Origin of the sequence: Pseudonocardia xishanensis, from assembly GCF_039541715.1 — a bacterium.
Classification (GTDB): domain Bacteria; phylum Actinomycetota; class Actinomycetes; order Mycobacteriales; family Pseudonocardiaceae; genus Pseudonocardia; species Pseudonocardia xishanensis.
In genome coordinates, this window is sequence record NZ_BAABGT010000038.1 from 129,562 (window position 1) to 155,369 (window position 25,808).

Annotated in this window: 38 protein-coding genes; 36 read left to right on the forward strand and 2 right to left on the reverse strand. The window is 69.4% G+C overall.

Annotated elements, in window-relative coordinates; translation table 11 throughout:
* The first annotated feature begins 5 nt into the window (after positions 1-5).
* The 26 genes from fusA (at position 6) to map (ending at position 16,357) form a co-directional block, all read left to right on the forward strand.
* On the forward strand, positions 6-2,108 hold the full coding sequence (gene fusA, locus ABD993_RS16710; protein WP_345418652.1) for an elongation factor G: 2,103 nt from the start codon (positions 6-8) through the stop codon (positions 2,106-2,108).
* Positions 2,109-2,228: 120 nt separating this feature from the next.
* A complete protein-coding gene (gene tuf, locus ABD993_RS16715) occupies positions 2,229-3,422 on the forward strand; it encodes an elongation factor Tu (protein WP_345418655.1) in 1,194 nt (397 codons plus the stop codon).
* Between the two features lie 426 nt (positions 3,423-3,848).
* Positions 3,849-4,154 (forward strand): 30S ribosomal protein S10, encoded by a 306-nt coding sequence (rpsJ, locus tag ABD993_RS16720; RefSeq protein ID WP_003938093.1) that lies wholly within the window; start codon positions 3,849-3,851, stop codon positions 4,152-4,154.
* 7 nt (positions 4,155-4,161) lie between these two features.
* Positions 4,162-4,818, forward strand: a complete 657-nt coding sequence (rplC, locus tag ABD993_RS16725) for a 50S ribosomal protein L3 (RefSeq protein WP_345418658.1) — start codon at positions 4,162-4,164, stop codon at positions 4,816-4,818.
* A complete protein-coding gene (rplD, locus tag ABD993_RS16730) occupies positions 4,815-5,510 on the forward strand; it encodes a 50S ribosomal protein L4 (RefSeq protein WP_345418661.1) in 696 nt (231 codons plus the stop codon). Before rplC ends, rplD begins: the two co-directional genes overlap by 4 nt.
* Positions 5,507-5,806, forward strand: coding sequence for a 50S ribosomal protein L23 (rplW, locus tag ABD993_RS16735; RefSeq protein WP_345418664.1), 300 nt, complete (start codon positions 5,507-5,509; stop codon positions 5,804-5,806). Before rplD ends, rplW begins: the two co-directional genes overlap by 4 nt.
* Positions 5,807-5,822: 16 nt before the next feature.
* The gene (gene rplB / locus ABD993_RS16740; RefSeq protein ID WP_345418667.1) at positions 5,823-6,659 is read left to right on the forward strand and encodes a 50S ribosomal protein L2; all 837 of its coding nucleotides are present in this window, start codon (positions 5,823-5,825) and stop codon (positions 6,657-6,659) included.
* A gap of 16 nt (positions 6,660-6,675) precedes the next feature.
* On the forward strand, positions 6,676-6,957 hold the full coding sequence (gene rpsS / locus ABD993_RS16745) for a 30S ribosomal protein S19 (RefSeq protein ID WP_020622935.1): 282 nt from the start codon (positions 6,676-6,678) through the stop codon (positions 6,955-6,957).
* 38 nt (positions 6,958-6,995) lie between these two features.
* On the forward strand, positions 6,996-7,433 hold the full coding sequence (gene rplV, locus ABD993_RS16750; RefSeq protein ID WP_345418672.1) for a 50S ribosomal protein L22: 438 nt from the start codon (positions 6,996-6,998) through the stop codon (positions 7,431-7,433).
* Complete coding sequence (rpsC, locus tag ABD993_RS16755) at positions 7,433-8,254, forward strand: 30S ribosomal protein S3 (RefSeq protein ID WP_345418675.1); 822 nt, start codon at positions 7,433-7,435, stop codon at positions 8,252-8,254. The genes rplV and rpsC overlap by 1 nt, the downstream gene beginning before the upstream one ends.
* Positions 8,255-8,257: 3 nt before the next feature.
* Positions 8,258-8,677, forward strand: a complete 420-nt coding sequence (gene rplP, locus ABD993_RS16760) for a 50S ribosomal protein L16 (protein ID WP_345418678.1) — start codon at positions 8,258-8,260, stop codon at positions 8,675-8,677.
* Complete coding sequence (rpmC, locus tag ABD993_RS16765; RefSeq protein WP_345418681.1) at positions 8,677-8,913, forward strand: 50S ribosomal protein L29; 237 nt, start codon at positions 8,677-8,679, stop codon at positions 8,911-8,913. Before rplP ends, rpmC begins: the two co-directional genes overlap by 1 nt.
* Entirely contained in the window at positions 8,910-9,179 is a 270-nt protein-coding gene (gene rpsQ / locus ABD993_RS16770; protein ID WP_345418684.1) for a 30S ribosomal protein S17, read from the forward strand. Before rpmC ends, rpsQ begins: the two co-directional genes overlap by 4 nt.
* Entirely contained in the window at positions 9,176-9,544 is a 369-nt protein-coding gene (gene rplN, locus ABD993_RS16775) for a 50S ribosomal protein L14 (RefSeq protein WP_345418687.1), read from the forward strand. The genes rpsQ and rplN overlap by 4 nt, the downstream gene beginning before the upstream one ends.
* 2 nt (positions 9,545-9,546) lie before the next feature.
* Entirely contained in the window at positions 9,547-9,876 is a 330-nt protein-coding gene (gene rplX, locus ABD993_RS16780) for a 50S ribosomal protein L24 (protein ID WP_345418689.1), read from the forward strand.
* Complete coding sequence (gene rplE / locus ABD993_RS16785; RefSeq protein WP_345418692.1) at positions 9,876-10,439, forward strand: 50S ribosomal protein L5; 564 nt, start codon at positions 9,876-9,878, stop codon at positions 10,437-10,439. Before rplX ends, rplE begins: the two co-directional genes overlap by 1 nt.
* A 4-nt stretch (positions 10,440-10,443) precedes the next feature.
* Entirely contained in the window at positions 10,444-10,629 is a 186-nt protein-coding gene (locus tag ABD993_RS16790) for a type Z 30S ribosomal protein S14 (RefSeq protein WP_344427249.1), read from the forward strand.
* Positions 10,630-10,701: 72 nt separating this feature from the next.
* The gene (rpsH, locus tag ABD993_RS16795) at positions 10,702-11,100 is read left to right on the forward strand and encodes a 30S ribosomal protein S8 (RefSeq protein ID WP_345418696.1); all 399 of its coding nucleotides are present in this window, start codon (positions 10,702-10,704) and stop codon (positions 11,098-11,100) included.
* A gap of 14 nt (positions 11,101-11,114) precedes the next feature.
* Positions 11,115-11,651, forward strand: a complete 537-nt coding sequence (gene rplF / locus ABD993_RS16800) for a 50S ribosomal protein L6 (RefSeq protein WP_345418698.1) — start codon at positions 11,115-11,117, stop codon at positions 11,649-11,651.
* A gap of 3 nt (positions 11,652-11,654) precedes the next feature.
* Positions 11,655-12,059: a 50S ribosomal protein L18 gene (gene rplR, locus ABD993_RS16805; protein WP_345418701.1), complete on the forward strand. Its 405-nt coding sequence runs from the start codon at positions 11,655-11,657 to the stop codon at positions 12,057-12,059.
* A gap of 31 nt (positions 12,060-12,090) precedes the next feature.
* Complete coding sequence (gene rpsE / locus ABD993_RS16810; protein ID WP_345418704.1) at positions 12,091-12,717, forward strand: 30S ribosomal protein S5; 627 nt, start codon at positions 12,091-12,093, stop codon at positions 12,715-12,717.
* Positions 12,717-12,908 (forward strand): 50S ribosomal protein L30, encoded by a 192-nt coding sequence (gene rpmD, locus ABD993_RS16815; RefSeq protein WP_345418707.1) that lies wholly within the window; start codon positions 12,717-12,719, stop codon positions 12,906-12,908. The genes rpsE and rpmD overlap by 1 nt, the downstream gene beginning before the upstream one ends.
* Positions 12,908-13,357, forward strand: coding sequence for a 50S ribosomal protein L15 (gene rplO, locus ABD993_RS16820; protein WP_345418710.1), 450 nt, complete (start codon positions 12,908-12,910; stop codon positions 13,355-13,357). The genes rpmD and rplO overlap by 1 nt, the downstream gene beginning before the upstream one ends.
* Before the next feature lie 144 nt (positions 13,358-13,501).
* A complete protein-coding gene (secY, locus tag ABD993_RS16825) occupies positions 13,502-14,812 on the forward strand; it encodes a preprotein translocase subunit SecY (RefSeq protein ID WP_345418713.1) in 1,311 nt (436 codons plus the stop codon).
* 140 nt (positions 14,813-14,952) lie between these two features.
* Positions 14,953-15,498 carry an adenylate kinase gene (locus ABD993_RS16830; RefSeq protein WP_345418716.1) on the forward strand — a complete coding sequence of 182 codons (546 nt, stop codon included), beginning with the start codon at positions 14,953-14,955 and terminating at the stop codon, positions 15,496-15,498.
* A gap of 37 nt (positions 15,499-15,535) precedes the next feature.
* The gene (gene map / locus ABD993_RS16835; protein ID WP_345418906.1) at positions 15,536-16,357 is read left to right on the forward strand and encodes a type I methionyl aminopeptidase; all 822 of its coding nucleotides are present in this window, start codon (positions 15,536-15,538) and stop codon (positions 16,355-16,357) included.
* Between the two features lie 73 nt (positions 16,358-16,430).
* On the opposite strand, the gene ABD993_RS16840 is transcribed toward map, so the two are convergent.
* A complete protein-coding gene (locus ABD993_RS16840; protein WP_345418719.1) occupies positions 16,431-17,696 on the reverse strand; it encodes an MFS transporter in 1,266 nt (421 codons plus the stop codon).
* 214 nt (positions 17,697-17,910) lie between these two features.
* On the opposite strand from ABD993_RS16840, the gene infA reads away from it, so the two are divergent.
* The 8 genes from infA (at position 17,911) to truA (ending at position 22,613) form a co-directional block, all read left to right on the forward strand.
* Entirely contained in the window at positions 17,911-18,132 is a 222-nt protein-coding gene (infA, locus tag ABD993_RS16845; RefSeq protein ID WP_010228514.1) for a translation initiation factor IF-1, read from the forward strand.
* 25 nt (positions 18,133-18,157) lie between these two features.
* Entirely contained in the window at positions 18,158-18,271 is a 114-nt protein-coding gene (gene rpmJ, locus ABD993_RS16850; protein ID WP_015883600.1) for a 50S ribosomal protein L36, read from the forward strand.
* Positions 18,272-18,465: 194 nt separating this feature from the next.
* Positions 18,466-18,846, forward strand: a complete 381-nt coding sequence (gene rpsM / locus ABD993_RS16855) for a 30S ribosomal protein S13 (RefSeq protein WP_345418722.1) — start codon at positions 18,466-18,468, stop codon at positions 18,844-18,846.
* Positions 18,846-19,253: a 30S ribosomal protein S11 gene (gene rpsK, locus ABD993_RS16860; RefSeq protein ID WP_345418725.1), complete on the forward strand. Its 408-nt coding sequence runs from the start codon at positions 18,846-18,848 to the stop codon at positions 19,251-19,253. The genes rpsM and rpsK overlap by 1 nt, the downstream gene beginning before the upstream one ends.
* A 20-nt stretch (positions 19,254-19,273) precedes the next feature.
* Entirely contained in the window at positions 19,274-19,879 is a 606-nt protein-coding gene (gene rpsD, locus ABD993_RS16865) for a 30S ribosomal protein S4 (RefSeq protein ID WP_345418728.1), read from the forward strand.
* Positions 19,880-19,976: 97 nt separating this feature from the next.
* Entirely contained in the window at positions 19,977-21,023 is a 1,047-nt protein-coding gene (locus ABD993_RS16870) for a DNA-directed RNA polymerase subunit alpha (protein ID WP_345418731.1), read from the forward strand.
* Positions 21,024-21,025: 2 nt separating this feature from the next.
* Entirely contained in the window at positions 21,026-21,775 is a 750-nt protein-coding gene (gene rplQ / locus ABD993_RS16875) for a 50S ribosomal protein L17, sunset domain variant (RefSeq protein WP_486362896.1), read from the forward strand.
* 55 nt (positions 21,776-21,830) lie between these two features.
* A complete protein-coding gene (gene truA, locus ABD993_RS16880) occupies positions 21,831-22,613 on the forward strand; it encodes a tRNA pseudouridine(38-40) synthase TruA (protein ID WP_345418909.1) in 783 nt (260 codons plus the stop codon).
* Between the two features lie 20 nt (positions 22,614-22,633).
* Here truA and ABD993_RS16885 read toward each other — a convergent pair whose 3' ends face one another.
* On the reverse strand, positions 22,634-24,406 hold the full coding sequence (locus ABD993_RS16885; protein WP_345418734.1) for a hypothetical protein: 1,773 nt from the start codon (positions 24,404-24,406) through the stop codon (positions 22,634-22,636).
* A 75-nt stretch (positions 24,407-24,481) separates the two neighbouring features.
* On the opposite strand from ABD993_RS16885, the gene ABD993_RS16890 reads away from it, so the two are divergent.
* Together ABD993_RS16890 and ABD993_RS16895 are read left to right on the forward strand one after the other, a co-directional pair.
* A complete protein-coding gene (locus ABD993_RS16890; protein ID WP_345418737.1) occupies positions 24,482-25,366 on the forward strand; it encodes an isopenicillin N synthase family dioxygenase in 885 nt (294 codons plus the stop codon).
* Positions 25,367-25,371: 5 nt separating this feature from the next.
* Positions 25,372-25,806 carry a nucleoside deaminase gene (locus ABD993_RS16895; RefSeq protein WP_345418740.1) on the forward strand — a complete coding sequence of 145 codons (435 nt, stop codon included), beginning with the start codon at positions 25,372-25,374 and terminating at the stop codon, positions 25,804-25,806.
* Positions 25,807-25,808 lie beyond the last annotated feature (2 nt).

Here is a 25,808-nt window from a genome sequence, read left to right on the forward strand (position 1 = left end):
GAGAAGTGGCAGCACAGGATGTGCTGACGGACCTCACCAAGGTCCGCAACATCGGCATCATGGCCCACATCGACGCCGGTAAGACCACCACCACCGAGCGGATCCTGTACTACACCGGGATCAACTACAAGATCGGTGAGGTCCACGACGGCGCGGCCACGATGGACTGGATGGAGGAGGAGCAGAAGCGCGGCATCACGATCACGTCCGCCGCGACGACCTGCTTCTGGAAAGACCACCAGATCAACATCATCGACACGCCGGGCCACGTCGACTTCACCGTCGAGGTGGAGCGATCCCTGCGCGTGCTCGACGGCGCGGTGGCGGTCTTCGACGGCAAGGAGGGGGTCGAGCCGCAGTCCGAGCAGGTCTGGCGGCAGGCCACCAAGTACGACGTCCCCCGCATCTGCTTCGTCAACAAGATGGACAAGCTGGGCGCGGACTTCTACTTCACCGTGAGCACCATCAAGGACCGGCTCGGCGCCACGCCGCTGCCGATCCAGCTGCCCATCGGCTCCGAGAACGACTTCATCGGCGTCGTCGACCTGGTCGAGAACCGCGCGCTCACCTGGCGCGGCGAGGTGGCCAAGGGCGAGGACTACGCCGTCGAGGAGATCCCGGCGGACCTCAAGGAGCGCGCGGAGGAGTACCGCACCGCGCTCATCGAGGCCGTCGCGGAGACGGACGACGAGCTGATGGAGCTCTACCTCGGTGGCGAGGAGCTCACGGTCGAGCAGCTGAAGGCCGGTATCCGGGCGATCGTCAAGAACCGCTCGGCGTACCCGGTGCTCTGTGGCTCCGCGTTCAAGAACAAGGGCGTCCAGCCCATGCTCGACGCGGTCATCGACTACCTGCCGTCGCCGTACGACGTGCCGCCGGTCGAGGGCACGCTGCCGGACGGGGAGACCCCGGCCAGCCGCAAGCCCAGCAAGGACGAGCCGTTCGCGGGCCTGGCCTTCAAGATCGCCGCGCACCCGTTCTTCGGCAAGCTGACCTACGTCCGGGTGTACTCGGGCCGGGTCGCCGCGGGTTCCCAGGTCGTGAACTCGACCAAGGACCGCAAGGAGCGCATCGGGAAGCTCTTCCAGATGCACGCCAACAAGGAGAACCCGGTCGACGAGGCCATGGCGGGCCACATCTACGCCGTCATCGGGCTCAAGGACACCACCACCGGCGACACGCTCAGCGACCCGCAGGCACCCATCGTGCTCGAGTCGATGACGTTCCCGGACCCGGTGATCCAGGTCGCGGTCGAGCCGAAGACCAAGGCCGACCAGGAGAAGCTGGGCATCGCGATCCAGAAGCTCGCCGAGGAGGACCCGACGTTCCAGGTCTCCCTGGACGACGAGACCGGCCAGACGATCATCGCAGGCATGGGTGAGCTCCACCTCGAGGTGCTCGTCAACCGGATGAAGAGCGACTACAAGGTCGAGGCCAACATCGGCAAGCCTCAGGTCGCGTACCGCGAGACGATCCGCAAGGCCGTCGAGAAGTACAGCTACACGCACAAGAAGCAGACCGGTGGCTCGGGACAGTTCGCGAAGGTCCTGATCAACCTGGAGCCGCTGGACACCGCCGACGGTGCGCTGTACGAGTTCGACAACAAGGTCACCGGTGGCCGCATCCCGCGGGAGTACATCCCGTCCGTGGACGCCGGCGCGCAGGACGCCATGCAGTACGGCATCCTCGCGGGCTACCCGCTCGTCGGGATCAAGCTGACCCTGGTCGACGGTGCGTACCACGAGGTCGACTCGTCCGAGATGGCCTTCAAGGTCGCCGGTTCGATGGCGCTCAAGGAGGCTGCGCGTCTCGCCAGCCCCGCGCTGCTCGAGCCGATGATGGCCGTCGAGGTCACGACGCCCGAGGACTACATGGGCGACGTGATCGGTGACCTCAACTCCCGCCGCGGCCAGATCCAGGCCATGGAGGAGCGGGCGGGTGCCCGCGTCGTCAAGGCGCTGGTCCCGCTCTCGGAGATGTTCGGCTACGTCGGCGACCTCCGGTCGCGGACCCAGGGCCGGGCGAACTACACGATGGTGTTCGACAGCTACGCCGAGGTCCCCTCGAGCGTCGCCAAGGAGATCATCGCGAAGGCGACCGGCGAGTAAGTCCGGACCGCTCGTGAGGAGCGAGTCGCGGGCCTGTAAGGTCCGCGACCCGCACCTCTCAACCCCCAGACCTGCCGTCAGCACGGCGGAGTAGAAGATCAAGTCCAGGAGGACACTGCAGTGGCGAAGGCGAAGTTCGAGCGGACCAAGCCGCACGTCAACATCGGCACGATCGGTCACATCGACCACGGCAAGACCACGCTGACGGCGGCCATCACCAAGGTTCTGCACGACAAGTACCCGAACCTCAACGAGGCGTCGGCGTTCGACCAGATCGACAAGGCTCCCGAGGAGCGGCAGCGCGGTATCACGATCTCCATCGCGCACGTCGAGTACCAGACGGAGAAGCGGCACTACGCGCACGTCGACTGCCCCGGGCACGCCGACTACATCAAGAACATGATCACCGGTGCGGCGCAGATGGACGGCGCCATCCTGGTGGTCGCGGCGACCGACGGCCCCATGCCGCAGACGCGTGAGCACGTGCTGCTCGCCCGCCAGGTCGGTGTGCCGTACATCGTGGTCGCGCTGAACAAGTCCGACATGGTGGACGACGAGGAGATCCTGGAGCTCGTCGAGCTCGAGGTTCGCGAGCTGCTGTCGTCGCAGGAGTACCCGGGCGACGACCTGCCGATCGTCCGCGTCTCGGCGCTCAAGGCGCTCGAGGGCGACAAGGAGTGGGCGGACAAGCTCCTCGAGCTGATGGACGCCGTCGACGAGTCGATCCCGGAGCCCGAGCGGGACATCGAGAAGCCCTTCCTCATGCCCGTCGAGGACGTCTTCACGATCACCGGCCGCGGCACGGTCGTCACCGGCCGTATCGAGCGTGGCATCGTGAAGGTCAACGAGACCGTCGAGATCGTCGGTATCCGCGAGAAGGCCACCACGACCACCGTCACCGGTGTCGAGATGTTCCGCAAGATCCTCGACGAGGGTCGCGCGGGTGAGAACGTCGGCCTGCTGCTCCGCGGCATCAAGCGCGAGGACGTCGAGCGCGGCCAGGTCGTCGTGAAGCCCAACTCGATCACCCCGCACACCGAGTTCGAGGCCCAGGTCTACATCCTGGGCAAGGACGAGGGTGGCCGTCACACGCCGTTCTTCAACAACTACCGTCCCCAGTTCTACTTCCGGACGACGGACGTGACCGGCGTGGTCACCCTGCCGCAGGGCACCGAGATGGTCATGCCCGGCGACAACACGGAGATCAGCGTCCAGCTGATCCAGCCCATCGCCATGGAGGAGGGCCTGCAGCTCGCCATCCGTGAGGGTGGACGGACCGTGGGCGCCGGCCAGGTCACCAAGATCAACAAGTAAGACCCCCTGCGGCCCGTGGACCCCCTGTGGTCCACGGGCCGCACCCCGGTCGAGGGCCGCACTTCGCCGTGTGGCATCCTTGACGGGTTGCGCGCGAAGGCCTGCACACGCACCAAGCCGGACCACCGGAACTGGGGCGGGTGTGAGTCGGAGCGTCGACCCCGGAGTGAAGTGATCCCCCTGGGGGGAGAGCGGAGTCCCGGGGACCGGTCTGTGAGTAGTCAGGCGACACGCCCGACCTCGTGGACCGGAGCCCACAGGGTGAGACCTGAACAGAGCGCGGACACGAGCCGCATCGGATGCCGAGCCCTTCCGGGCCCGCGTGCGTCGATGCCCGTGGTGAGCGAACTGGTCGGGGCTCCCCCGGGGGAACACCCGGAGACACCCGCGAAAGCAGCGGCAGGAAGAAGAGGACGACCCACGACCATGGCGGGACAGAAGATCCGCATCAGGCTCAAGGCCTACGACCACGAGGCAATCGACGCGTCTGCTCGCAAGATCGTGGAGACGGTGACGCGTACCGGTGCCCGGGTCGTCGGTCCTGTGCCGCTGCCCACCGAGAAGAACGTGTACTGCGTCATCCGCTCGCCGCACAAGTACAAGGACTCGCGCGAGCACTTCGAGATGCGCACGCACAAGCGGCTGATCGACATCCTCGACCCCACGCCGAAGACGGTCGACGCGCTCATGCGCATCGACCTGCCGGCCAGCGTCGACGTCAACATCCAGTAGGGCACCGATGAGCGACAGGCAGATCACCGGGATCCTCGGGCGCAAGCTCGGGATGACCCAGGTATTCGACGAGAACAACCGCGTGGTTCCGGTCACCGTGGTCCAGGCCGGGCCGAACGTCGTGACCCAGATCCGCTCCCAGGAGACGGACGGCTACGTCGCGGTCCAGCTCGCCTTCGGTGCGATCGACCCGCGCAAGGTGAACAAGCCGGAGGCCGGTCACTTCGCCAAGGCGGGCGTGACCCCCCGGCGCTTCACCATCGAGCTCCGCACCTCCGACGCCGCGAGCTACGAGCTCGGCCAGGAGATCACCGCGGAGGCGTTCGACGCCGGGTCGGTCGTCGACGTCGTCGGCACCACCAAGGGCAAGGGCACCGCGGGTGTCATGAAGCGCCACGGGTTCAAGGGCCTCGGCGCCTCGCACGGCACCCAGCGCAAGCACCGTTCGCCGGGCTCCATCGGTGGCTGTGCCACCCCGGGCCGCGTCTTCAAGGGCGTCCGGATGGCGGGCCGCATGGGCGTGAACCGCCAGACCACGCAGAACCTGAAGATCCACCGTGTGGACGCCGAGCGTGGGCTGCTGCTCATCAAGGGCGCGGTCCCCGGCCCCAAGGGCGGCCTCGTGGTGGTCAAGAGCGCCGCGAAGGGTGGTGCGAAGGCATGAGCAGCACGAACACCGTCGAGGTGAAGGACGCCGCCGGGAAGAAGACCGGTTCGGTGGACCTCCCGGCCCACGTCTTCGACGTGACCGCGAACATCCCGCTGATGCACCAGGTCGTCGTGGCCCAGCTGGCCGCGGCCCGCCAGGGCACGCACGACACGAAGACCCGCGGCGAGGTCCGCGGCGGTGGGCGCAAGCCGTACCGCCAGAAGGGCACCGGCCGCGCCCGTCAGGGCTCGACCCGCGCGCCGCAGTTCGCCGGTGGTGGCGTCGTCCACGGCCCCACGCCGCGGGACTACACGCAGAAGACCCCGAAGAAGATGAAGGCAGCCGCCCTGCGCGGGGCCCTCTCGGACCGCGCCCGCGCCGGCCTGGTGCACGTGGTCTCCGGCATCGTCGACGGGGACACCCCCTCGACGAAGGCGGCCAGGACCGCCGTCGCCGCGATCGCCGGAGCCGAGACCCGGGTCCTCGCGGTCGTCGACCGGAACGACTCGGTGAACCTGCTGAGCCTGCGCAACCTGCCGGACGTGCACCTCATCGCGCCGGACCAGCTGAACACCTACGACGTGCTCGTCAACGACGCCGTGGTGTTCACGGAGGCCTCGCTCGAGGCCTTCCTCGCCGGCCCGATCGGCGTGAAGACCAAGCGTGCCGAGCGCGCCGAGACCGCCGCGAAGGAGGAGGTCAAGTGATCCCCGACCCGCGCGACATCCTGCTCGCGCCGGTGGTGTCCGAGAAGAGCTACTCGCTGCTCGACGGCAAGCAGTACACCTTCGAGGTCCACCCGGACGCGAACAAGACCCAGATCAAGATCGCCGTGGAGAAGGTTTTCGGGGTGAAGGTCACCAGCGTGAACACGCTGAACCGCCCCGGTAAGCGCAAGCGCTCCAAGACCGGCTACGGCAAGCGCAAGGACACCAAGCGCGCGATCGTCACGCTCTCCGAGGAGAGCAAGGACATCGACGTGTTCGGCGCCCGGGCGAGCTGAGGGAGCGAGCTGACCCATGGGTATCCGTAAGTACAAGCCGACCACCCCCGGCCGCCGCGGTTCCAGCGTCTCCGACTTCGCGGAGATCACCCGCGACACCCCGGAGAAGTCGCTGATCCGTCCGCTGCACAGCAAGGGCGGGCGCAACGCGCACGGCCGGGTGACCACCCGCCACCAGGGCGGCGGTCACAAGCGTGCCTACCGCCTGATCGACTTCCGGCGGAACGACAAGGACGGCATTCCGGCCAAGGTCGCGCACATCGAGTACGACCCCAACCGGACGTCCCGCATCGCGCTGCTGCACTTCGCGGACGGCGAGAAGCGCTACATCATCGCCCCTGCCCGCCTGAAGCAGGGCGACAAGGTCGAGTCCGGGCCGCGCGCCGACATCAAGGTCGGCAACAACCTGCCGCTGCGCAACATCCCGACCGGCACCGTGATCCACGCGATCGAGCTCCGCCCCGGTGGCGGCGCCAAGATCGCGCGGTCCGCCGGGTCGAGCGTGCAGCTGGTGGCGAAGGACGGCCCCTACGCGCAGCTGCGCATGCCGTCCGGCGAGATCCGCAACGTCGACGTGCGCTGCCGCGCCACCGTCGGCGAGGTGGGCAACGCCGAGCACTCCAACATCAACTGGGGCAAGGCGGGCCGCATGCGGTGGAAGGGCAAGCGCCCGACCGTCCGTGGTGTCGCCATGAACCCGGTGGACCACCCGCACGGTGGTGGTGAGGGGAAGACCTCCGGTGGTCGCCACCCGGTCAACCCCGCGGGCAAGCCCGAGGGCCGCACCCGTCGCACCAAGCCCAGTGACAAGTTGATCGTCCGCCGGCGTCGTACCGGTAAGAACAAGCGTTGAGCAGGGAGGTTAAGACATGCCGCGTAGCCTGAAGAAGGGCCCGTTCGTGGACGACCACCTGCTCAAGAAGGTGGACGCTCTCAACGAGTCGGGCAAGAAGACCGTCATCCGGACCTGGAGCCGCAGGTCCACGATCATCCCCGACATGATCGGCCACACGATTGCGGTGCACGACGGCCGCAAGCACGTGCCGGTGTTCGTGTCGGACTCGATGGTCGGCCACAAGCTGGGGGAGTTCGCTCCCACCCGCACGTTCCGTGGCCACATCAAGGACGACCGCAAGGCGCGCAGGCGCTGAGGCGGACCGAGTAGCGACTAAGGAGAGGTGGAGAAGTAATGGCTGACGCAGCCAGCAGCACCGCCGACGCCGCGCTCGAGCCCGCTCGAGCGTTGGCGAAGGCCCGGTTCGTGCGCATGTCGCCGACCAAGTGCCGTCGAGTCGTGGACCTCGTCCGCGGCCTGCCGGTGAACGAGGCCCTGGCCATCCTGCGGTACTCGCCGCAGGCCGCCGCGGAGCCGGTGGCCAAGGTCGTGGCGAGCGCCGCGGCCAACGCCGAGAACAACTTCGACATGGACCCGGAGACCCTCGTGGTCGCCGTGGCCATGGTCGACGAGGGCCCGACGCTCAAGCGCATCCGGCCGCGCGCCCAGGGGCGTGCGTACCGCATCCGCAAGCGGACGAGCCACATCACCATCGAGGTCGAGTCCCGGCCCGCTGCCAAGTCCAGTGGCCGCGCCCGTGCAGACCGCGGTGCGAAGGGAAGGGCCCGCTGATGGGGCAGAAGATCAACCCGCACGGGTTCCGGCTCGGCATCACCACGGACTGGAAGTCCCGCTGGTACGCCGACAAGCAGTACGCGGAGTACGTGAAGGAGGACGTCGAGATCCGCCGCATGCTCTCCAAGGGCATGGAGCGGGCAGGCATCTCCAAGGTCGAGATCGAGCGGACCCGGGACCGCGTGCGGGTGGACATCCACACCGCGCGTCCGGGCATCGTGATCGGCCGCCGCGGCGCCGAGGCCGACCGCATCCGCGGCAACCTCGAGAAGCTGACCAAGAAGCAGGTCCAGCTCAACATCCTCGAGGTCAAGAACTCCGAGTCGGACGCGCAGCTCGTGGCACAGGGTGTCGCCGAGCAGCTGTCCAACCGCGTCGCCTTCCGGCGCGCGATGCGCAAGGCCATCCAGTCGGCCATGCGCTCGCCGCAGGTCAAGGGGATCCGGGTGCAGTGCTCCGGTCGCCTCGGTGGCGCGGAGATGTCGCGCTCGGAGTTCTACCGCGAGGGTCGCGTCCCGCTGCACACGCTGCGCGCGGACATCGACTACGGCCTGTTCGAGGCCAAGACCACCTTCGGTCGCATCGGCGTGAAGGTCTGGATCTACAAGGGTGACGTCGTCGGTGGCCGCCGTGAGGGCGCGCCCGCCGCCGCGGACCCGGGTCGTGGCGCCCCGCGCCGCGAGCGCCCGGCCCGCCGTCGCTCGGGTGCCTCGGGCACGACCGCGACCAGCACGGACGCCGGGCGCGCCGCGGCCGGACAGGGTGGGGCCACCACCGCTGTCGCCGACGCTCCCGCGCCTAGCACCGGGGAGAACTGAGTCATGCTGATCCCCCGCAAGGTGAAGCACCGCAAGCAGCACCGTCCGCACCGGACGGGGATGTCGACCGGTGGCACCAAGGTCACGTTCGGCGACCTCGGGATCCAGGCGCTCGAGCCGGCCTACGTCACCAACCGCCAGATCGAGTCGGCGCGTATCGCGATCAACCGGCACATCAAGCGTGGTGGCAAGGTCTGGATCAACGTCTTCCCGGACCGTCCGCTGACCAAGAAGCCCGCCGAGACCCGCATGGGTTCCGGTAAGGGCTCCCCCGAGAAGTGGGTGACGAACGTCAAGCCCGGCCGGGTGCTCTTCGAGATGAGCTACCCGGACGACAAGCTGGCCCGCGAGGCCCTGCGTCGCGCCATCCACAAGCTGCCCATGAAGTGCCGGATCGTGACCCGTGAGGGTGGTGACATCTGATGGCGGCCACCACTGCTGCCGAGCTGCGTGAGCTGTCCGACGAGGAGCTCGTGCTGCGGGTCAAGGAGGCCAAGGAGGAGCTGTTCAACCTCCGCTTCCAGATGGCGACCGGGCAGCTGGACAACAACCGGCGGCTGCGTACCGTCCGGCACGACATCGCGCGGGTCTACACCGTCATGCGCGAGCGCGAGCTGGGCCTCTCGGCCGCCCCGAGCGACGATGAGGGCGCGGCATGAGCGAGACAGTCAGCACGCGCGGGGAGCGGAAGGTCCGTGAGGGCCTGGTCGTGTCCGACAAGATGGACAAGACCATCGTGGTCACCCTCGAGGACCGCGTGAAGCACCCGCTGTACGGCAAGGTCATCCGGCGGACCAGCAAGGTCAAGGCGCACGACGAGGCCAACACGGCAGGCGTCGGCGACCGCGTCCGGCTGATGGAGACCCGACCCCTGTCGGCCACCAAGCGGTGGCGGCTGGTCGAGATCCTGGAGAAGGCGAAGTGATCCAGCAGGAGTCGCGGCTGCGTGTCGCGGACAACACCGGTGCCAAGGAGATCCTGTGCATCCGGGTGCTGGGCGGTTCGGCGCGGCGCTACGCGGGGATCGGCGACACCATCGTCGCCACCGTGAAGGACGCGATCCCCGCCGCCGGTGTGAAGCGCGGTGACGTCGTCAAGGCCGTCATCGTCCGCACCGTCAAGGAGCGGCGTCGTCCGGACGGCAGCTACATCCGGTTCGACGAGAACGCCGCCGTCCTGATCAAGGACAACGGCGAGCCGCGGGGGACCCGCATCTTCGGTCCGGTCGGTCGCGAGCTGCGCGACAAGAAGTTCATGAAGATCATCTCCCTCGCCCCGGAGGTGTTGTGAGCATGAAGGTCAAGAAGGGCGACACGGTCCTCGTCATCGCCGGTAAGGACAAGGGCGCGAAGGGCAAGGTCATCCAGGCCTACCCCGAGCGCGACCGGGTCCTCGTCGAGGGCGTGAACCGCATCAAGAAGCACACGCGGGTGAGCCAGAACCAGCGGGGCGCGCAGTCCGGCGGGATCGTCACCCAGGAAGCGGCCATCCACGTCTCGAACGTGATGGTCGTCGACTCCGACGGCAAGCCGACGCGAGTCGGCAAGAAGCTCGTCGAGTCCGAGGACGGCGGCAAGGCCAAGCGCGTCCGGATCTCCCGCAAGTCCGGGAAGGAGATCTGATGACGACCGCTGAGAAGACCAACCCGCGCCTCAAGCAGCGCTACCTCGACGAGATCAAGTCGGGTCTGCAGGAGGAGTTCTCGTACTCCAACGTCATGCAGATCCCCGGCGTCGTGAAGGTCGTCGTGAACATGGGTGTCGGAGACGCCGCCCGTGACTCGAAGCTGATCGACGGCGCCGTGCGGGACCTGACCACCATCACCGGTCAGAAGCCGCAGATCCGCCGGGCCACCAAGTCCATCGCGCAGTTCAAGCTCCGCGAGGGCATGCCGATCGGCGCGAAGGTCACCCTCCGCAACGACCGGATGTGGGAGTTCCTGGACCGGCTGCTGACGATCGCGCTGCCGCGTATCCGCGACTTCCGCGGTCTCTCGTCCACCCAGTTCGACGGGCGGGGCAACTACACGTTCGGTCTCACGGAGCAGTCCATGTTCCACGAGATCGACCCGGACTCCATCGACCGCCCGCGTGGCATGGACATCACCGTCGTGACCACCGCGACCACGGACGAGGAGGGCCGGGCGCTCCTGCGCCGGCTCGGCTTCCCCTTCAAGGAGAACTGAGAACATGGCGAAGAAGGCGCTGAAGATCAAGGCCGCCAAGACCCCGAAGTTCAAGGTGCGCGGGTACACCCGCTGCCAGAAGTGCGGGCGTCCGCGCGCGGTCCTGCGCAAGTTCGGCCTCTGCCGGGTGTGCGTCCGCGAGATGGCGCACGCCGGCGAGCTGCCGGGCGTCAGCAAGAGCAGCTGGTAAGAGACCAGCTGTCGTTTCGTTCGCCGTAGGCCCTGAGGATCAGGGAACCACGGCGGGGAAGAGACACCGATTATGACGATGACCGATCCGATCGCAGACATGCTCACGCGTCTGCGGAACGCGAACTCGGCCTATCACGACCAGGTCGTGATGCCGCACTCCAAGCTGAAGGTCGCCATTGCGGAGATCCTGCAGAAGGAGGGCTACATCGCGAGCCACCACACCGAGGACGCCGAGGTCGGCAAGTCCCTGGTCATCGAGCTGAAGTACGGCCGGAACCGCGAGCGCAGCGTCGCCGGGCTCCGCCGGGTCTCGAAGCCGGGCCTGCGGGTCTACGCGAAGTCGACCAACCTGCCGCGCGTTCTCGGCGGCCTGGGCGTCGCGATCATCTCGACGAGCCAGGGCCTCATGACGGACAAGCAGGCATACCGGACGGGCGTGGGCGGGGAAGTCCTCGCCTACGTCTGGTGAGAGGGGAGTAGACGATGTCCCGCATCGGGAAGCTGCCGATCACCGTTCCGTCCGGCGTCGACGTCAAGATCGACGGCCGGACCGTCACCGTCAAGGGCCCCAAGGGGACCTTGTCGCACACCGTCATCGCGCCGATCACGGTCGAGCTCGAGGACGGCGTCGTCGCGGTCAAGCGGCCGGACGACGAGCGCAGGACCAAGGCCTACCACGGCCTGTCGCGGACCCTGGTGAACAACCTCGTCGAGGGTGTCACCAAGGGCTACGAGAAGAAGCTCGAGATCGTCGGCGTCGGTTACCGCGTCGCGCTCAAGGGTTCGAACCTGGAGTTCGCGCTCGGCTTCAGCCACCCCGTCGTCGTCACGCCGGCCGAGGGGATCACCTTCGCCGTCGAGTCGCCGACCAAGTTCTCGGTCTCCGGGATCGACAAGCAGCTGGTGGGCGAGACCGCGGCGAACATCCGCAAGATCCGCAAGCCGGAGCCCTACAAGGGCAAGGGCGTGCGGTACGCGGGGGAGAACGTCCGCCGCAAGGTCGGGAAGACGGGTAAGTAAGCGATGGCCGAGACGATTTCTGCGAACGCCAAGAAGCGCACTGGCTCGCGGGTGTCCGCCACCCGTCGGCGCGGGGTCACCCGCCGCCACGCCCGGCTGCGCAAGAAGATCAGCGGGACCTCCGAGCGGCCGCGCCTGGCCGTGAAGCGGAGCTCGCGCCACATCCACGTCCAGCTGATCGACGACGTGGCGGGCCACACGCTCGCCCACGCCTCGACGCTCGACGCGGACGTGGCCGCCCTCGAGGGCGACAAGAAGGCCAAGGCCGCCAAGGTGGGCGAGCTCATCGCCGACCGCGCCAAGGCCGCAGGCATCGACGCGGTCGTGTTCGACCACGGTGGCTTCGGCTACCAGGGTCGCATCGCGTCGCTCGCCGATGCCGCCCGCGAGGGAGGCCTGAAGTTCTGATGCTGGAGAAGAAGATGGAAGGGACCGTCTGATGCCGGGACGTACGCGGCGCGAGGGCGGTGGACCGGGCGGGCCGAACAACGACCGCCGGGACCGCCGCGACGGAGGCCGTGGCGGGGCGGCCCAGGACAAGACCCCGTACATCGAGCGGCTCGTCACGATCAACCGTGTCGCCAAGGTCGTCAAGGGTGGTCGGCGCTTCAGCTTCACCGCGCTGATGATCGTCGGCGACGGCGACGGGCTGGTCGGCGTGGGCTACGGCAAGGCCAAGGAGGTCCCGGCGGCGATCGCCAAGGGTGTCGAGGAGGCGAAGAAGAACTTCTTCCGCGTCCCCCGCATCGGCGGCACGATCGTGCACCGGGTCCAGGGCGAGGCGGCCGCGGGCGTGGTCATGCTGCGCCCGGCCAGCCCCGGTACCGGTGTCATCGCCGGTGGCCCGGTCCGCGCGGTGCTGGAGTGCGCGGGCATCCACGACATCCTCTCGAAGTCGCTGGGCAGCGACAACGCGATCAACATCGTGCACGCCACGGTGGCCGCGCTGAAGATGATCCAGCGTCCGGAGGAGGTGGCGGCCCGTCGCGGTCTGCCCCTCGAGGACGTCGCGCCCGCGTCGATGCTGCGTGCTCGGGCCGAAGCGGCCCAGGCTGCGAGGGCCTGATGGCGGACAAGAAGCTCAAGGTCACGCAGATCAAGTCCGCCATCGGCGGGCAGCGCAACCAGCGTGAGACCCTCAAGGCCCTCGGCCTGCGCAAGATCCGCCAGTCCCAGGAGTGGCCGGACACCACGCAGGTCCGCGGCATGATCAACACCGTCCGTCACCTGGTGACGGTGGAGGAGGTGAAGTCCTGATGAGCGAGACGATCAAGGTTCACCACCTGCGTCCGGCTCCGGGGTCCAAGACCGCCAAGACCCGTGTGGGTCGTGGTGAGGGCTCCAAGGGCAAGACGGCCGGTCGCGGTACCAAGGGCACCAAGGCCCGCAAGACCGTGTCCCCGGCCTTCGAGGGCGGGCAGATGCCGCTGCACATGCGGCTGCCCAAGCTCAAGGGCTTCAAGAACCGGTTCCGGGTCGAGTACCAGGTCGTGAACGTCGGCGACCTCGCGGTGCTCTTCCCGCAGGGCGGCGAGGTCACCCCCGAGGCCCTCGTCGAGGTCGGCGCGGTCCGCAAGGGCCGGCCGGTCAAGGTCCTCGGCACCGGGGACCTGGACGGTGTGAAGCTCACCGTCTCCGCGCACCGCTTCTCGGGCTCCGCCAAGGAGAAGATCGCGGCCGCCGGCGGCTCTGCCAGCGAACTGTAAAGAGGTACCACCGGCGACGCCGTCCGTCCGGTCCGCCCTGCCAGGGGCGGCCGAACGGGCGGCGTCGTCGCTGTTAGAGTCGGTTCCCGCCCGGGCCGTCACCATCAGTGGCCGCGCGGCGACAAGACCAGGAGGATCACCGAGGTGCTCAGCGCTTTCCGGGCGGCCTTCACGACCCCGGATCTCCGGAAGAAGATCCTCTTCACCCTCGGGGTCGTGGCCGTCTACCGGCTGGGGGCGAACATCCCGTCGCCCGGCGTGTCCTACCCGAACGTGCAGGAGTGCATCCGGCAGGTCGAGGGCAGTGAGAACGCGGGCATCTACTCGCTGATCAACCTGTTCTCGGGCGGCGCGCTGCTCCAGCTGTCCATCCTCGCGCTGGGGATCATGCCGTACATCACGGCGTCGATCATCATCCAGCTGCTCACCGTGGTCATCCCGCGGTTCGAGGCGCTGAAGAAGGAAGGGCAGTCGGGGCAGAACAAGCTCACCCAGTACACCCGGTACCTCACGATCGCGCTGGCGGTCCTGCAGGCCACCGGGATCGTGGCGCTCGCGGACCGCGGCGCCCTGCTGGGGAACTGCACCGAGCCGATCATCCCGAACTCCACGGTGTGGACGCTGTCCATCATCGTCATCGTGATGACGGCGGGCACGTCGATCGTCATGTGGCTCGGCGAGCAGGTGACCGAGAAGGGCATCGGCAACGGCATGTCGTTGCTGATCTTCGCCTCGATCGCGCACCGCATCCCGGCCGAGGGCGTCAACATCTTCAACAACGCCGGTCCGCTGGTCTTCGCGGGCGTCTGCGTGTTCGGCCTCGCGATCATCGTGAGCGTCGTGTTCGTCGAGCAGGGCCAGCGCCGCATCCCGGTGCAGTACGCCAAGCGGATGGTCGGCCGTCGGATGTACGGCGGCACGTCGACGTACCTGCCGCTCAAGGTGAACCAGGCAGGCGTCATCCCGGTGATCTTCGGGTCGTCGCTGCTGTACCTGCCCCAGCTGCTCTCGCAGTTCATCGGGAACGCGGGCGGCGGGCTCCAGCAGTTCGTGCAGACCTACCTGGTCGACCAGTCCAACTGGCTGCACATCCTCCTGTACGTCGCGCTCATCATCTTCTTCACCTACTTCTACGTGGGCATCACGTTCAACCCCGAGGAGCGGGCGGACGAGATGAAGAAGTTCGGCGGGTTCATCCCGGGCATCCGCCCCGGTCGACCCACCGCCGAGTACCTCAACTTCGTGCTGAGCCGGATCACCCTGCCCGGGTCCCTCTACCTGGGCATCATCGCCGTCCTGCCCAACTTCTTCCTGGGTCTGACGGGCTCCGGTCAGAACCAGAACTTCCCCTTCGGCGGCACCGCGGTGCTGATCATGGTCGGTGTGGGCCTGGACACCGTGAAGCAGATCGAGAGCCAGCTCATGCAGCGCAACTACGAGGGTTTCCTGCGTTAGAGTGCGATGAGGGGGCCTTGTTCGACAGGCCGTCGAAGATGCACCATCGACCGGCCGGGGCCCTCAGGCCTCCCGGGGTACACCTCGCCGCCGCCGGAGTGGGCGGCCCAGGAGAAGAAAGCTAGGAGGTCGAGCTCCCAGTGCGACTCGTTCTCGTCGGCCCGCCCGGAGCGGGCAAGGGCACCCAGGCCGCGCGGTTGGCCGAGCAGTTCGACATCCCCCACATCTCCACGGGAGACCTCTTCCGCGCCAACCTGAAGGACGAGACGCCGCTGGGTCTCGAGGCGAAGACCTACATGGACGCCGGGAACCTCGTGCCGGACTCGGTGACGGTCGGCATGGTCTCCGACCGGCTGTCGGACTCGGACACCGCCAAGGGCTTCATCCTGGACGGCTTCCCGCGCACCACCTCGCAGGCGGACTCGCTCTCCGAGATCCTCGCGGGCCTGGGTGTGGAGCTCGACGCCGTGGTCCAGTTCGAGGTGCCGGACGAGGAGCTCGTCCAGCGGCTGCTCGGCCGCGGCCGCTCGGACGACACCGAGGACGTCATCCGGAACCGGCAGCAGGTCTACCGGGACGAGACGGCCCCGCTCCTGCAGTACTACGCCGACCGGCTCGTCGTGATCGACGCCGTCGGGGAGGTCGCGGAGATCACCGACCGGGTGACCGCGGCGCTCGGCAAGTAACTCTCGAGGAGGCCCGGTTGTCCGGGAGGCCGGCATGATGGGCAGACAGGGCGGCGTGCGCGGCGCGCTGGCACGACTGCGGGGGCGCGACATCGAGCTGAAGAGCCCGGCCGAGATCGAGGCCATGCGGGCGGCGGGTGCGGTCGTCGCGGCCGCGCTGGCGGCGGTCGCGGACCTGGCGAAGCCGGGCGTTTCGACCGGCGAGCTGGACGCGGTGGCCGAGCAGGTCATCCGCGATGCGGGCGCCGTCCCCTCGTTCCTCGGCTACCACGGGTTCCCGGCGAGCATCTGCGCGTCGGTGAACGAGCAGATCGTCCACGGGATCCCCTCGGCGCAGCAGGTGCTCGCCGAGGGGGACCTGATCTCGGTGGACTGCGGCGCGATCCTGGACGGCTGGCACGGCGACTCGGCGGTGACGATCGCCGTCGGGGACGTCTCGGACGCCGACCGGGCGCTGTCGAAGGCCTGCGAGTCCGCGATGTGGGCCGGCATCGAGGCCGTGCGGCCCGGGGCGCGGCTGACCGACATCTCGTACGCGATCCAGGAGGCCTGCAAGGCCGCGGCGATCGCGGACCGGGCGGACTACGGGATCGTCGCCGAGTACGGCGGGCACGGCATCGGCACGTCGATGCACATGGACCCGTTCCTGCCCAACCACGGCGAGCCGGGCAAGGGCCCGAAGCTGGTCCCCGGCATGGCCCTGGCCATCGAGCCGATGCTCACGGCGGGGGACCCGGAGACCCGGGAGCTGGAGGACGGCTGGACCGTCGTCACCGAGTCCGGCCTGCGGGCCGTGCACTGGGAGCACTCCGTGGCGGTCACGGCGGACGGGCACTCCGTCCTCACCCTCCCGGGCTGAGCGCGCGGCCGAGGAGACCGGGAGCGCGGCGAGGCGGTCCTCGACGCGCCCTCGTTCGACCAGGGCGCGCGGTTCAGTCGAGGGAGTGCGCGGTCTCGTCCCGGGGCAGGCGCCAGATCAGCAGGGCCAGGACCGCGAGGGGGACCGGGACCAGTGCGGCGAGGGTGAAGGTGAGCGGGATGCCGATGCTCTCGCCGATCGGGCCCGCCAACGCCATCGAGACGGGCATGAGGGCCAGCGACACGAAGAAGTCCAGGCTGGAGACCCGGCCGAGGAGAGCGGGCGGGACGCGCCGCTGCAGCAACGTGCCCCAGATGACCATCGCGGCGCCGTGGGTGGCGCCCACGACGGCCACGACGGCCCCCATCACCCACAGCCGGTCGGTGAACCCGACGAGCACCAGCGGGACCCCGCCGAGACCCCAGAGCAGGATCATCACCGTGAGGTAGCGCCGCGGCATCCGGCCCGCGGAGGCGACCACCGAGCCGACCGCCCCGCCCAGCCCGAACAGGGCCAGCACCAGGGCGTAGCCGCCGGGTCCGCTCGCCGTCCGGTCACGCACGGCGAAGGGCAGCAGGACCTCGATCGGGCCGATCACGACGAGGACGAGGAGCACGGCGAACGCCAGCGTGGCGAACAGCCAGCCGGTGCGCAGGAGGTAGCGGAAGCCCTCGCCGAGATCCCCCAGCACGGAGGTCCTCCCCCGCTCGGCGCTCATCGCGGGCACCCGGATGGCGAGCAGGGGGAGCAGGGCCAGCAGGTAGCCCGCCGCGGCACCGCCGAGGGCGTACGCCGGGCCGAACCCGGCGACCAGTGCTCCCGCCAGCGCGGGTCCCGCGGCGTACATGGTGGCCGGGCGCAGGATGCCTTCGAGGCCGTTGGCGGCCAGCAGCTCGTCCGGCGGCAGCAGGGTCGGCAGGATCGCCGAGTACGCGGGGAAGAAGAACGCCTCGGCAGCGCCGACCGCGAATGCGATGACGGCCAGGCTCCACAGCTGCAGGGTCCCGGTCAGCGCCAGTGTGGCGGCCAGCCCGGCCATCGCGATCCGGACGGTCTCGACCAGCCGGAGCAGCCGCCGTCGGGACATCCGGTCGGCGGCGACCCCGCCGAGCAGGACGGACAGCAGCAGACCGGTGGCGGCCGCGGCGCTGACCAGCGAGAGCTGGGACGGCCCGCCGCCGAGGGCGATGACCTGGTAGACGAGCGCGACGACCCACAGCCCGCTCGCGAACAGCGACGCGGCCATGGAGGCGGCCAGCAGGGTGTAGTCACGGTGCCGGAACGGGCGCAGCGCACGGGGGATCCGTGTGGTCTGCGAAGGGGACGTCCCGGTGCTCATGGCGCATACTGGACCACCCGCCCCGGGGTCGGGGTCAAGCGCTTTGCGCGCGAGTACCCCCTGGCGGCACGGTGAGTCAAGCACCACGTACACTGGATCCTCGGCGCGCCGTGTGGCGCCGGTTCCGTTCGTGTCTGACCGCACCCTCGGCTCCGTCCCGCCTTCGGTGCGCCTGTACGACACCACAGGAAACCTGTCACGGAACGCGGAGGCTATGGCCAAGAAGGACGGGGCGATCGAGGTCGAGGGCCGGGTCGTCGAACCCCTGCCGAACGCGATGTTCCGCGTGGAGCTGGAGAACGGGCACCGGGTCCTCGCGCACATCAGCGGGAAGATGCGGCAGCACTACATCCGGATCCTCCCCGAGGACCGGGTGGTCGTGGAGCTCTCTCCGTACGACCTCTCCCGCGGCCGCATCGTCTACCGCTACAAGTGACGCTCAACCAGAGGGATCGACAGACGTGAAGGTCAAGCCGAGCGTCAAGCCGATCTGCGACAAGTGCAAGGTGATCCGCCGTCACGGGCGGGTCATGGTGATCTGCGAGAACCTGCGTCACAAGCAGCGTCAGGGCTGATCACCCGCACCTCGCGGAGCAGCTGGCTCAGGGAGGACCCGCTCGTCGGGGTCCGACCGTCAGAACAGAGGAACCCGACGGATCTGCCGTGCCACGAGAGGCGCGGTTCACCACCGGTACCGGGCCGGTGCCTGGGACTAGTCCCCCAGGACGACCGTCGGGAGTACCCGGCCGACTAAGGAGACACCCGCCGCATGGCACGACTCTCTGGTGTCGACCTCCCCCGCGACAAGCGGATGGAGGTCGCACTGACCTACATCTACGGGATCGGGCGCTCGCGCTCCAAGGAGATCCTGGCCGCCACGGGCATCAGCGTGGACCTGCGCAGCAAGGACCTGACCGACGAGCAGCTCGCGTCCCTTCGCGAGTACATCGAGGGCAACCTCCGCGTCGAGGGTGACCTCCGCCGCGAGGTGCAGGCCGACATCCGTCGCAAGATCGAGATCGGGTGCTACCAGGGCATCCGCCACCGTCGTGGACTCCCGGTCCGCGGTCAGCGCACCAAGACCAACGCGCGCGGCCGCAAGGGCCCGAAGAAGACCGTGGCGGGCAAGAAGAAGGCAGGTAAGAAGTAATGCCGCCCCGCACCCGTGGTACGGCCGGACCCAAGAAGGTCCGCCGCAAGGAGAAGAAGAACGTCGCGCACGGCCACGCGCACATCAAGTCGACGTTCAACAACACCATCGTGTCCATCACGGACCCGACCGGTGCCGTCATCGCCTGGGCCTCGGCCGGTCACGTCGGCTTCAAGGGCTCGCGCAAGTCCACGCCGTTCGCGGCGCAGATGGCCGCCGAGTCCGCCGCCCGCAAGGCGGCCGAGCACGGCATGAAGAAGGTCGACGTCTTCGTCAAGGGCCCGGGTTCGGGCCGCGAGACCGCGATCCGTTCGCTTCAGGCCGCAGGCCTCGAGGTCGGGACGATCTCGGACGTCACGCCCCAGCCGCACAACGGATGCCGCCCGCCCAAGCGGCGCCGGGTCTAAGGGAAAGGGAGTAACCACTCATGGCTCGTTACACCGGACCCATGACCCGCAAGTCCCGCCGACTGAAGGTCGACCTCGTCGGCGGCGACCAGGCGTTCGAGCGTCGTCCCTACCCGCCCGGCCAGCACGGCCGGATCCGGATCAAGGAGACCGAGTACCTCCTGCAGATGCAGGAGAAGCAGAAGGCGCGCTTCGCGTACGGCGTGCTCGAGCGGCAGTTCCGCTCGTACTACGAGGAGGCGAACCGCCGTTCCGGCAAGACCGGTGACGAGCTGCTCCGCATCCTCGAGTCGCGGCTGGACAACGTCGTCTACCGGGCGGGCCTCGCGCGCACCCGGCGGATGGCCCGGCAGCTGGTGAACCACGGGCACTTCCTGGTCAACGGCCAGAAGGTGAACATCCCCAGCTTCCGCGTCTCGCAGTACGACATCATCGACGTCAAGCCGAAGAGCCTGGCGCTGGACCCGTTCGTGATCGCCAAGGAGCTCGTCGGCGACCGTCCGGTGCCCGCCTGGCTCCAGGTCGTGCCGTCGACCCTGCGCATCCTCGTGCACCAGCTCCCGGAGCGGGCGCAGATCGACACGCAGGTCACCGAGCAGCTGATCGTCGAGCTGTACTCGAAGTAGTCCCCTCGACAGAGGGTCCCCCCGCCCTGCAGTGGGGCGGGGGGCTCACTGCGGCATCAAATAGTGGGTGCCGCGGGACCACAGAAGGAGTCACACCGTGCTGATCTCTCAGCGCCCTTCCCTGACCGAGGACTCGGTCACCGAGACCCGCTCCCGGTTCGTCATCGAGCCGCTCGAGCCGGGCTTCGGCTACACGCTGGGCAACTCGCTCCGGCGCACCCTGCTGTCCTCCATCCCGGGGGCGGCGGTCACCAGCATCCGCATCGACGGCGTGCTGCACGAGTTCACCACCGTCCCCGGGGTGAAGGAGGATGTCACCGACATCATCCTGAACCTCAAGGAGCTCGTCGTGAGCTCCGAGGAGGACGAGCCGGTCACCATGTACCTGCGCAAGCAGGGCCCCGGTGCGGTCACCGCGGGGGACATCGTCCCGCCTGCGGGCGTCACCGTGCACAACCCGGACCTGCACATCGCCACGCTGAACGACAAGGGCCGCCTCGAGGTGGAGCTCGTCGTCGAGCGGGGTCGTGGCTACGTCCCGGCCATGCAGAACAAGGCCACCGGCGCCGAGATCGGCCGCATCCCGGTCGACTCGATCTACTCGCCGGTGCTCAAGGTGACCTACAAGGTCGAGGCCACCCGTGTCGAGCAGCGCACGGACTTCGACAAGCTGGTGCTGGACGTCGAGACCAAGCCCTCCATCGGCCCGCGTGACGCGCTGGCCTCGGCGGGCAAGACCCTCGTCGAGCTGTTCGGTCTCGCCCGCGAGCTGAACGTCGACGCCGAGGGCATCGAGATCGGCCCGTCGCCCCAGGAGGCGGACACCATCGCGGCCTTCGCGATGCCGATCGAGGAGCTCGACCTCACGGTCCGGTCCTACAACTGCCTCAAGCGCGAGGGCATCCACACCGTGGGTGAGCTCGTCGGGCGCAGCGAGGCGGACCTGCTGGACATCCGCAACTTCGGCGCGAAGTCGATCGACGAGGTCAAGATGAAGCTCGTCGGCCTCGGTCTCGCGCTCAAGGACAGCCCGCCCGGGTTCGACCCCTCCGCCGCGGCCGCCGACTACGGCAGCGACGGTGGCTACGACGCCGACCCGTTCGGCGACGACGGCCAGGACTACGCAGAAACGGAGCAGTTGTAGCCATGCCTCAGCCCACCAAGGGAGCCCGCCTCGGCGGGTCGCCCGCTCACCAGCGGCTGATCCTGGCCAACCTGGCGACCGCGCTGTTCCAGCACGGCCGGATCACCACCACCGAGGCCAAGGCCCGGCGGCTGCGTCCGTACGCGGAGCGACTGATCACCAAGGCGAAGCGGGGCGACCTGCACAACCGCCGCGAGATCATGAAGCTCATCCGCGACAAGTCGGTCGTCCACCGGCTCGTCGAGGAGATCGGCCCGTTCTACGCGGACCGCAACGGCGGCTACACGCGCATCACCAAGACGATGCCGCGCAAGGGCGACAACGCCAAGATGGCCGTCATCGAGCTGATCCAGCAGAAGACGGTCACCGACGAGGCCAACCGTGCTCGCCGGGCCGCCGCCTCGCAGGCCGCCACGACGGAGCCGGAGGTGACCGAGGAGAAGATCGAGGCCGCCCAGGCCGAGTCGACCGAGGCCGCCGAGACCCTGCAGGCCGCCGAGGTCGAGGAGTCCGCCTCGACCAACGAGGCCCCCTACGGCGAGGGCAGCCACGCCCCGCTGGAGGACCCGGCCGAGGCGCCGGAGGGCTTCGAGATCAAGGGCAACGCGGACTCGATGCTGTACCACGTCCCCGGTTCGGCGCACTACGACCGCACTGTGGCCGAGGTCTGGTTCGCGAGCTCGGAGGCCGCCGAGGCCGCCGGGTTCTCGCTGCCCGCGTCGCAGCAGAAGGACTCCGACTCTGAGTCCTGAGCACCCCGTGTCCGAGCCCGCCACCGATTCCGGTGGCGGGCTCGTTCGCTTTCGACTGGACGTGGCCTACGACGGCACGGACTTCTCCGGGTGGGCCGTGCAGCCCTCGCTGCGGACCGTGCAGGGGGTGCTGACCTCGGCGCTGTCCCGGCTGGTGCGGTCCCCTGTGCAGCTCACCGTCGCGGGGCGGACGGATGCCGGCGTGCACGCGACGGGGCAGGTCGTGCACGTGGACCTGCCCGCAGACGTCGATCCGGCCTGGTTGGTGCGGCGGCTCGCCCGGCTGCTCCCGCCGGACGTCCGGGTGCGCTACGCGGTCGAGGTGCCTGCCGCGTTCGACGCGCGGTTCGCGGCGTTGCGACGGCACTACCGCTACCGCGTGGCCGTGACCCCGTGGGGAGCGGACCCCCTGCGGGCCAGGGACACCCTGTCGTGGCCGCACCCGGTGGACCTGACCGCGGTGAACGCGGCGTCCGCGCTGCTGGTGGGGGAGCACGACTTCGCCGCCTTCTGCAAGCACCGCGAGGGCGCGACGACGGTGCGCGGGTTGGAGCGGTTGTCCTGGTCCGCGTCGGACGGGGTCCTGACGGCCGCGTTGTCGGCGGACGCCTTCTGCCACTCGATGGTCCGCAGCCTGATCGGGGCGCTGCTCGACGTGGGCCGCGGGCGGCGGGCGGTGGACTGGCCCGCGTCGCTGCTGGACCGCACCTCGCGCGAGTCGGGGGTCGCGGTGGCCCCCGCCCACGGCCTGACCCTGGTCGGCGTCGACTACCCGCCCGACGCCGAGCTCGCGGCCCGCACGTCGATCACACGGAACGTGCGGGCGCCGCTCTCCTGACGCCGTGCCCGTGCAGTGGCTCAGCGCCCCCGGAGCTCGCGCACGTTCACGACGAGCAGGATCAGGGCGGCCAGGGCGAGGGAGCCCGCGAGGACGATCTTCCAGCCGGAGAGCAGCGCGACCACCACCCCCGCCACGATCAGGGCGGTGATCGCCAGCCCGGCGAGGCTCGCGGCGAACTCGATCGAGCGTCGTCGGGCCACCGACTCCACCACGGCGAACGCGACCAGGCCGATCGTGAACCACAACAGTGTGGACAGGTTGGGCCAGAACAGCAGCGCGCCGAGCCCCCCGATCAGCACCGGGATGGACAGCGCCGCCCACACCCGCAGGAACCGCGAGCGGAAGTCCGCGTGCACGACGTAGGGCAGGTGCGGGTTGCGCAGGTGGGCGCCCGGGGGACCGGGTGGGCGGGGGCCCGCGAGCCTGCCCGCCTGGACGTCGATCTCCTCGGTCAGCCGGACCCGTTCGGCCACCAGCCCGGCCAGGTGGGCCTCCTTGACCTCCAGCTCCTGGAGGTGCCCCGGGCGGCCGGGGGCGGCGTCCGACCGGGCGGCGAGGTAGCGGATCTCGGCGTAGAGCCCGCGGACGGCCAGCCGCTCGGCGGCGATCTCGGTCTCCAGCTCGTCCACGCGGGACTGCAGGAGCTTCATCCGCTCCTCGAGCGCGGCGACCTCCTCGTCCGCGGTCGCGGGGACCTTGTCCAGGCCCGCCCAGCCGAGCGGGTCCGCCCACGAGCCGCGGACGGAGCCGTCGCGCTCGTAGCGGGGCCCCGCGGGGGCGCGCTCACCGCCGAAGGAGTCCTTGGTGTCCAGGCCCCAGAGCCCGCGGAAGTCCCGCACCCACTCGGTGGAGTCGTCGATCGGGACCCGGTTCCACTCGGTGAGCACGACGCCGTCGCCCCGGGCGTAGTCGATGAACGGGATGTCGAAGCTGCCGCTGCCGGGTTCGGGGGCGAAGGGCATCAGCCAGGCCCGCACGCGTTGGATGGTCCGCAGTACGGCCCGCAGGGCGGGCAACCCGACGCTGACGACGTAGTCCCCGGCCACGAACGCGTGCGAGTGCGATCCGGCCCCCGGGTAGAGGATCGGGTGCTCGCCCTCCTTGTCCAGCAACGGATCGTCCCAGCGGCGGCGCAGGTCGTCCCCGGTGTGGTCGTGCGAGGAGCCCGCGACCCAGGCCGGTTCCAGCCCGCCCGACGGGCCGGGCACCAGGTAGACCGACACGGTCTCCCAGTCGGCCTCGTGGTCGTTGACGCCGTGGAAGGTCGAGCGCCAGTCGTTGAACGCGTAGAAGTACCAGTACTGCAGGACGGTGTAGCCCGCGGTGCGCACGACCCGGCCGTAGTAGGTGGCGCCCGCCAGGTCCTTGCCCTGGCGGTGGGCGGCCGCGACGAGGCCGTTGGGCACCTTGCCGCGGACGAGCAGGGACAGCCGCAGCACGACGTCGATCAGCCGCGCGATCACCCCCACCGCCGCGAACCGGCCGATCCCGCCGACCCGGGGCCGCTCGGTGCGCCGCCAGTGCCGGACCTCCTTGGCGCCCAACGACTTCTGCACGAACCGCAGGTGCAGCCTGCGCTCCCGGTAGCGGCGGCCCTCCTCGGCGAGGGAGCCCAGGGTGAGCGAGCCCGCGGGGACGAGTGGCTCGTCCCGCTCGTCCCACAGGCTGCAGTGGGCCACGTAGTCGTCCACCGCGATGGGCAGGAACAGCTCGCCGTGGGTGTAGCGCAGGACCGGCTCGAACCGGTGGAGGAGCGCCAGATCGTCCGACGGGTGATCCGGCTGAGGCACGCTCCCCAGGGTAGGCCGTGTTTCGTCTCGGTTGCCACGCTTGCCCGGCGCCCGCGTCCGTTGCAGGGTCACCTGGTGAGCGAACCGATCCGGACCGTCGATCTGGGATCCCCCGATCCCGCGGCGGTCGACGCGTCCCTGCGCGAGGCCGGGTTCCTGCTGCTGACGGGGCACGGGGTGCCCGCGGGGTTGGCGGCGGACGTGCGGGCGGAGGCCCGGGCGTTCTTCGCCCGACCGGACAAGCAGCGGTGGGCGGCGCGGATCGGGGGCCGCGGTTGGCTCGCGCCGGGCGTCGAGGCCAACGGGGCGATCGAGGGCGAGGCGGTGCCGGACCTCAAGGAGTCGCTGGCCTTCGGCCCCGAGACCCCGACCGGGGATCCCGAGGTCGACGCACTGTGGTTCCCACCCAACGTCTGGCCGTCCGATTCCCTGCGGAGCGTGGTGCGGGAGTACGCGGCCCACATGCGTCGGGTCTCCGACGCCCTGCTCGCGCTGTGCGCAGCGGTCCTCGACGCGCCGCCCTTCGCGACCCACAACCCCACCTGGACCTTCAACATCAACCGCTACCCGCCGCTGACCGAGGTCGGCGAGCCCGCCCCCGGGCAGTTCCGGATCGGCCCGCACACCGACTTCGGGACGGTCACGGTGCTGGACCGCGAGCCGGGCGCCGGCGGGTTGCAGGTCCACACGGACGCCCGCGGCTGGCGGGACGCGCCGTACGACCCCGCTGCCCTCACCATCAACATCGGCGACCTGCTCGCGCTGTGGAGCGGGCGCTGGCGGTCCGGCAGGCACCGCGTCCTGCCGCCGCAGGCCGGGGCGCCGACCGAGGAGCTGGTGTCGCTGGTGTGGTTCTTCGAGCTGGACCAGGACGCCGTCGTCGCGCCGTTGGCAGGCGGACCCGCGGTGACCTGCGGTCCGTTCATCCGTGAGCGGCTCGACGCCATCTCCGTAGGGTGACGGCCATGTCGATCGAGATCGCACTGGAGGAGGCCCGGAAGGGCCTGGCGTCGGGGGGCATCCCGATCGGTGCCGCGCTGCTCGGGCCGGACGGCGAGGTGCTCGGCCGGGGGCACAACCGTCGGGTGCAGGACGACGATCCCTCGGTCCACGGCGAGACGGCGGCCTTCCGCGACGCCGGACGGCAGAAGGACTACCGGCGCACCACGATGGTCACCACGCTCTCGCCGTGCTGGTACTGCAGCGGCCTGATCCGGCAGTTCCACATCGGCGCCGTGGTGATCGGGGAGGCCCGGACCTTCCACGGCGGGCACGACTGGCTCGCCGAGCACGGCGTCTCGGTGACCGTGCTGGACGATCCCCGCTGCGTGCAGCTGATGGAGGACTTCATCGCCGCGCGCCCGGAGCTGTGGAACGAGGACATCGGGGTGGCCGAGTAGTC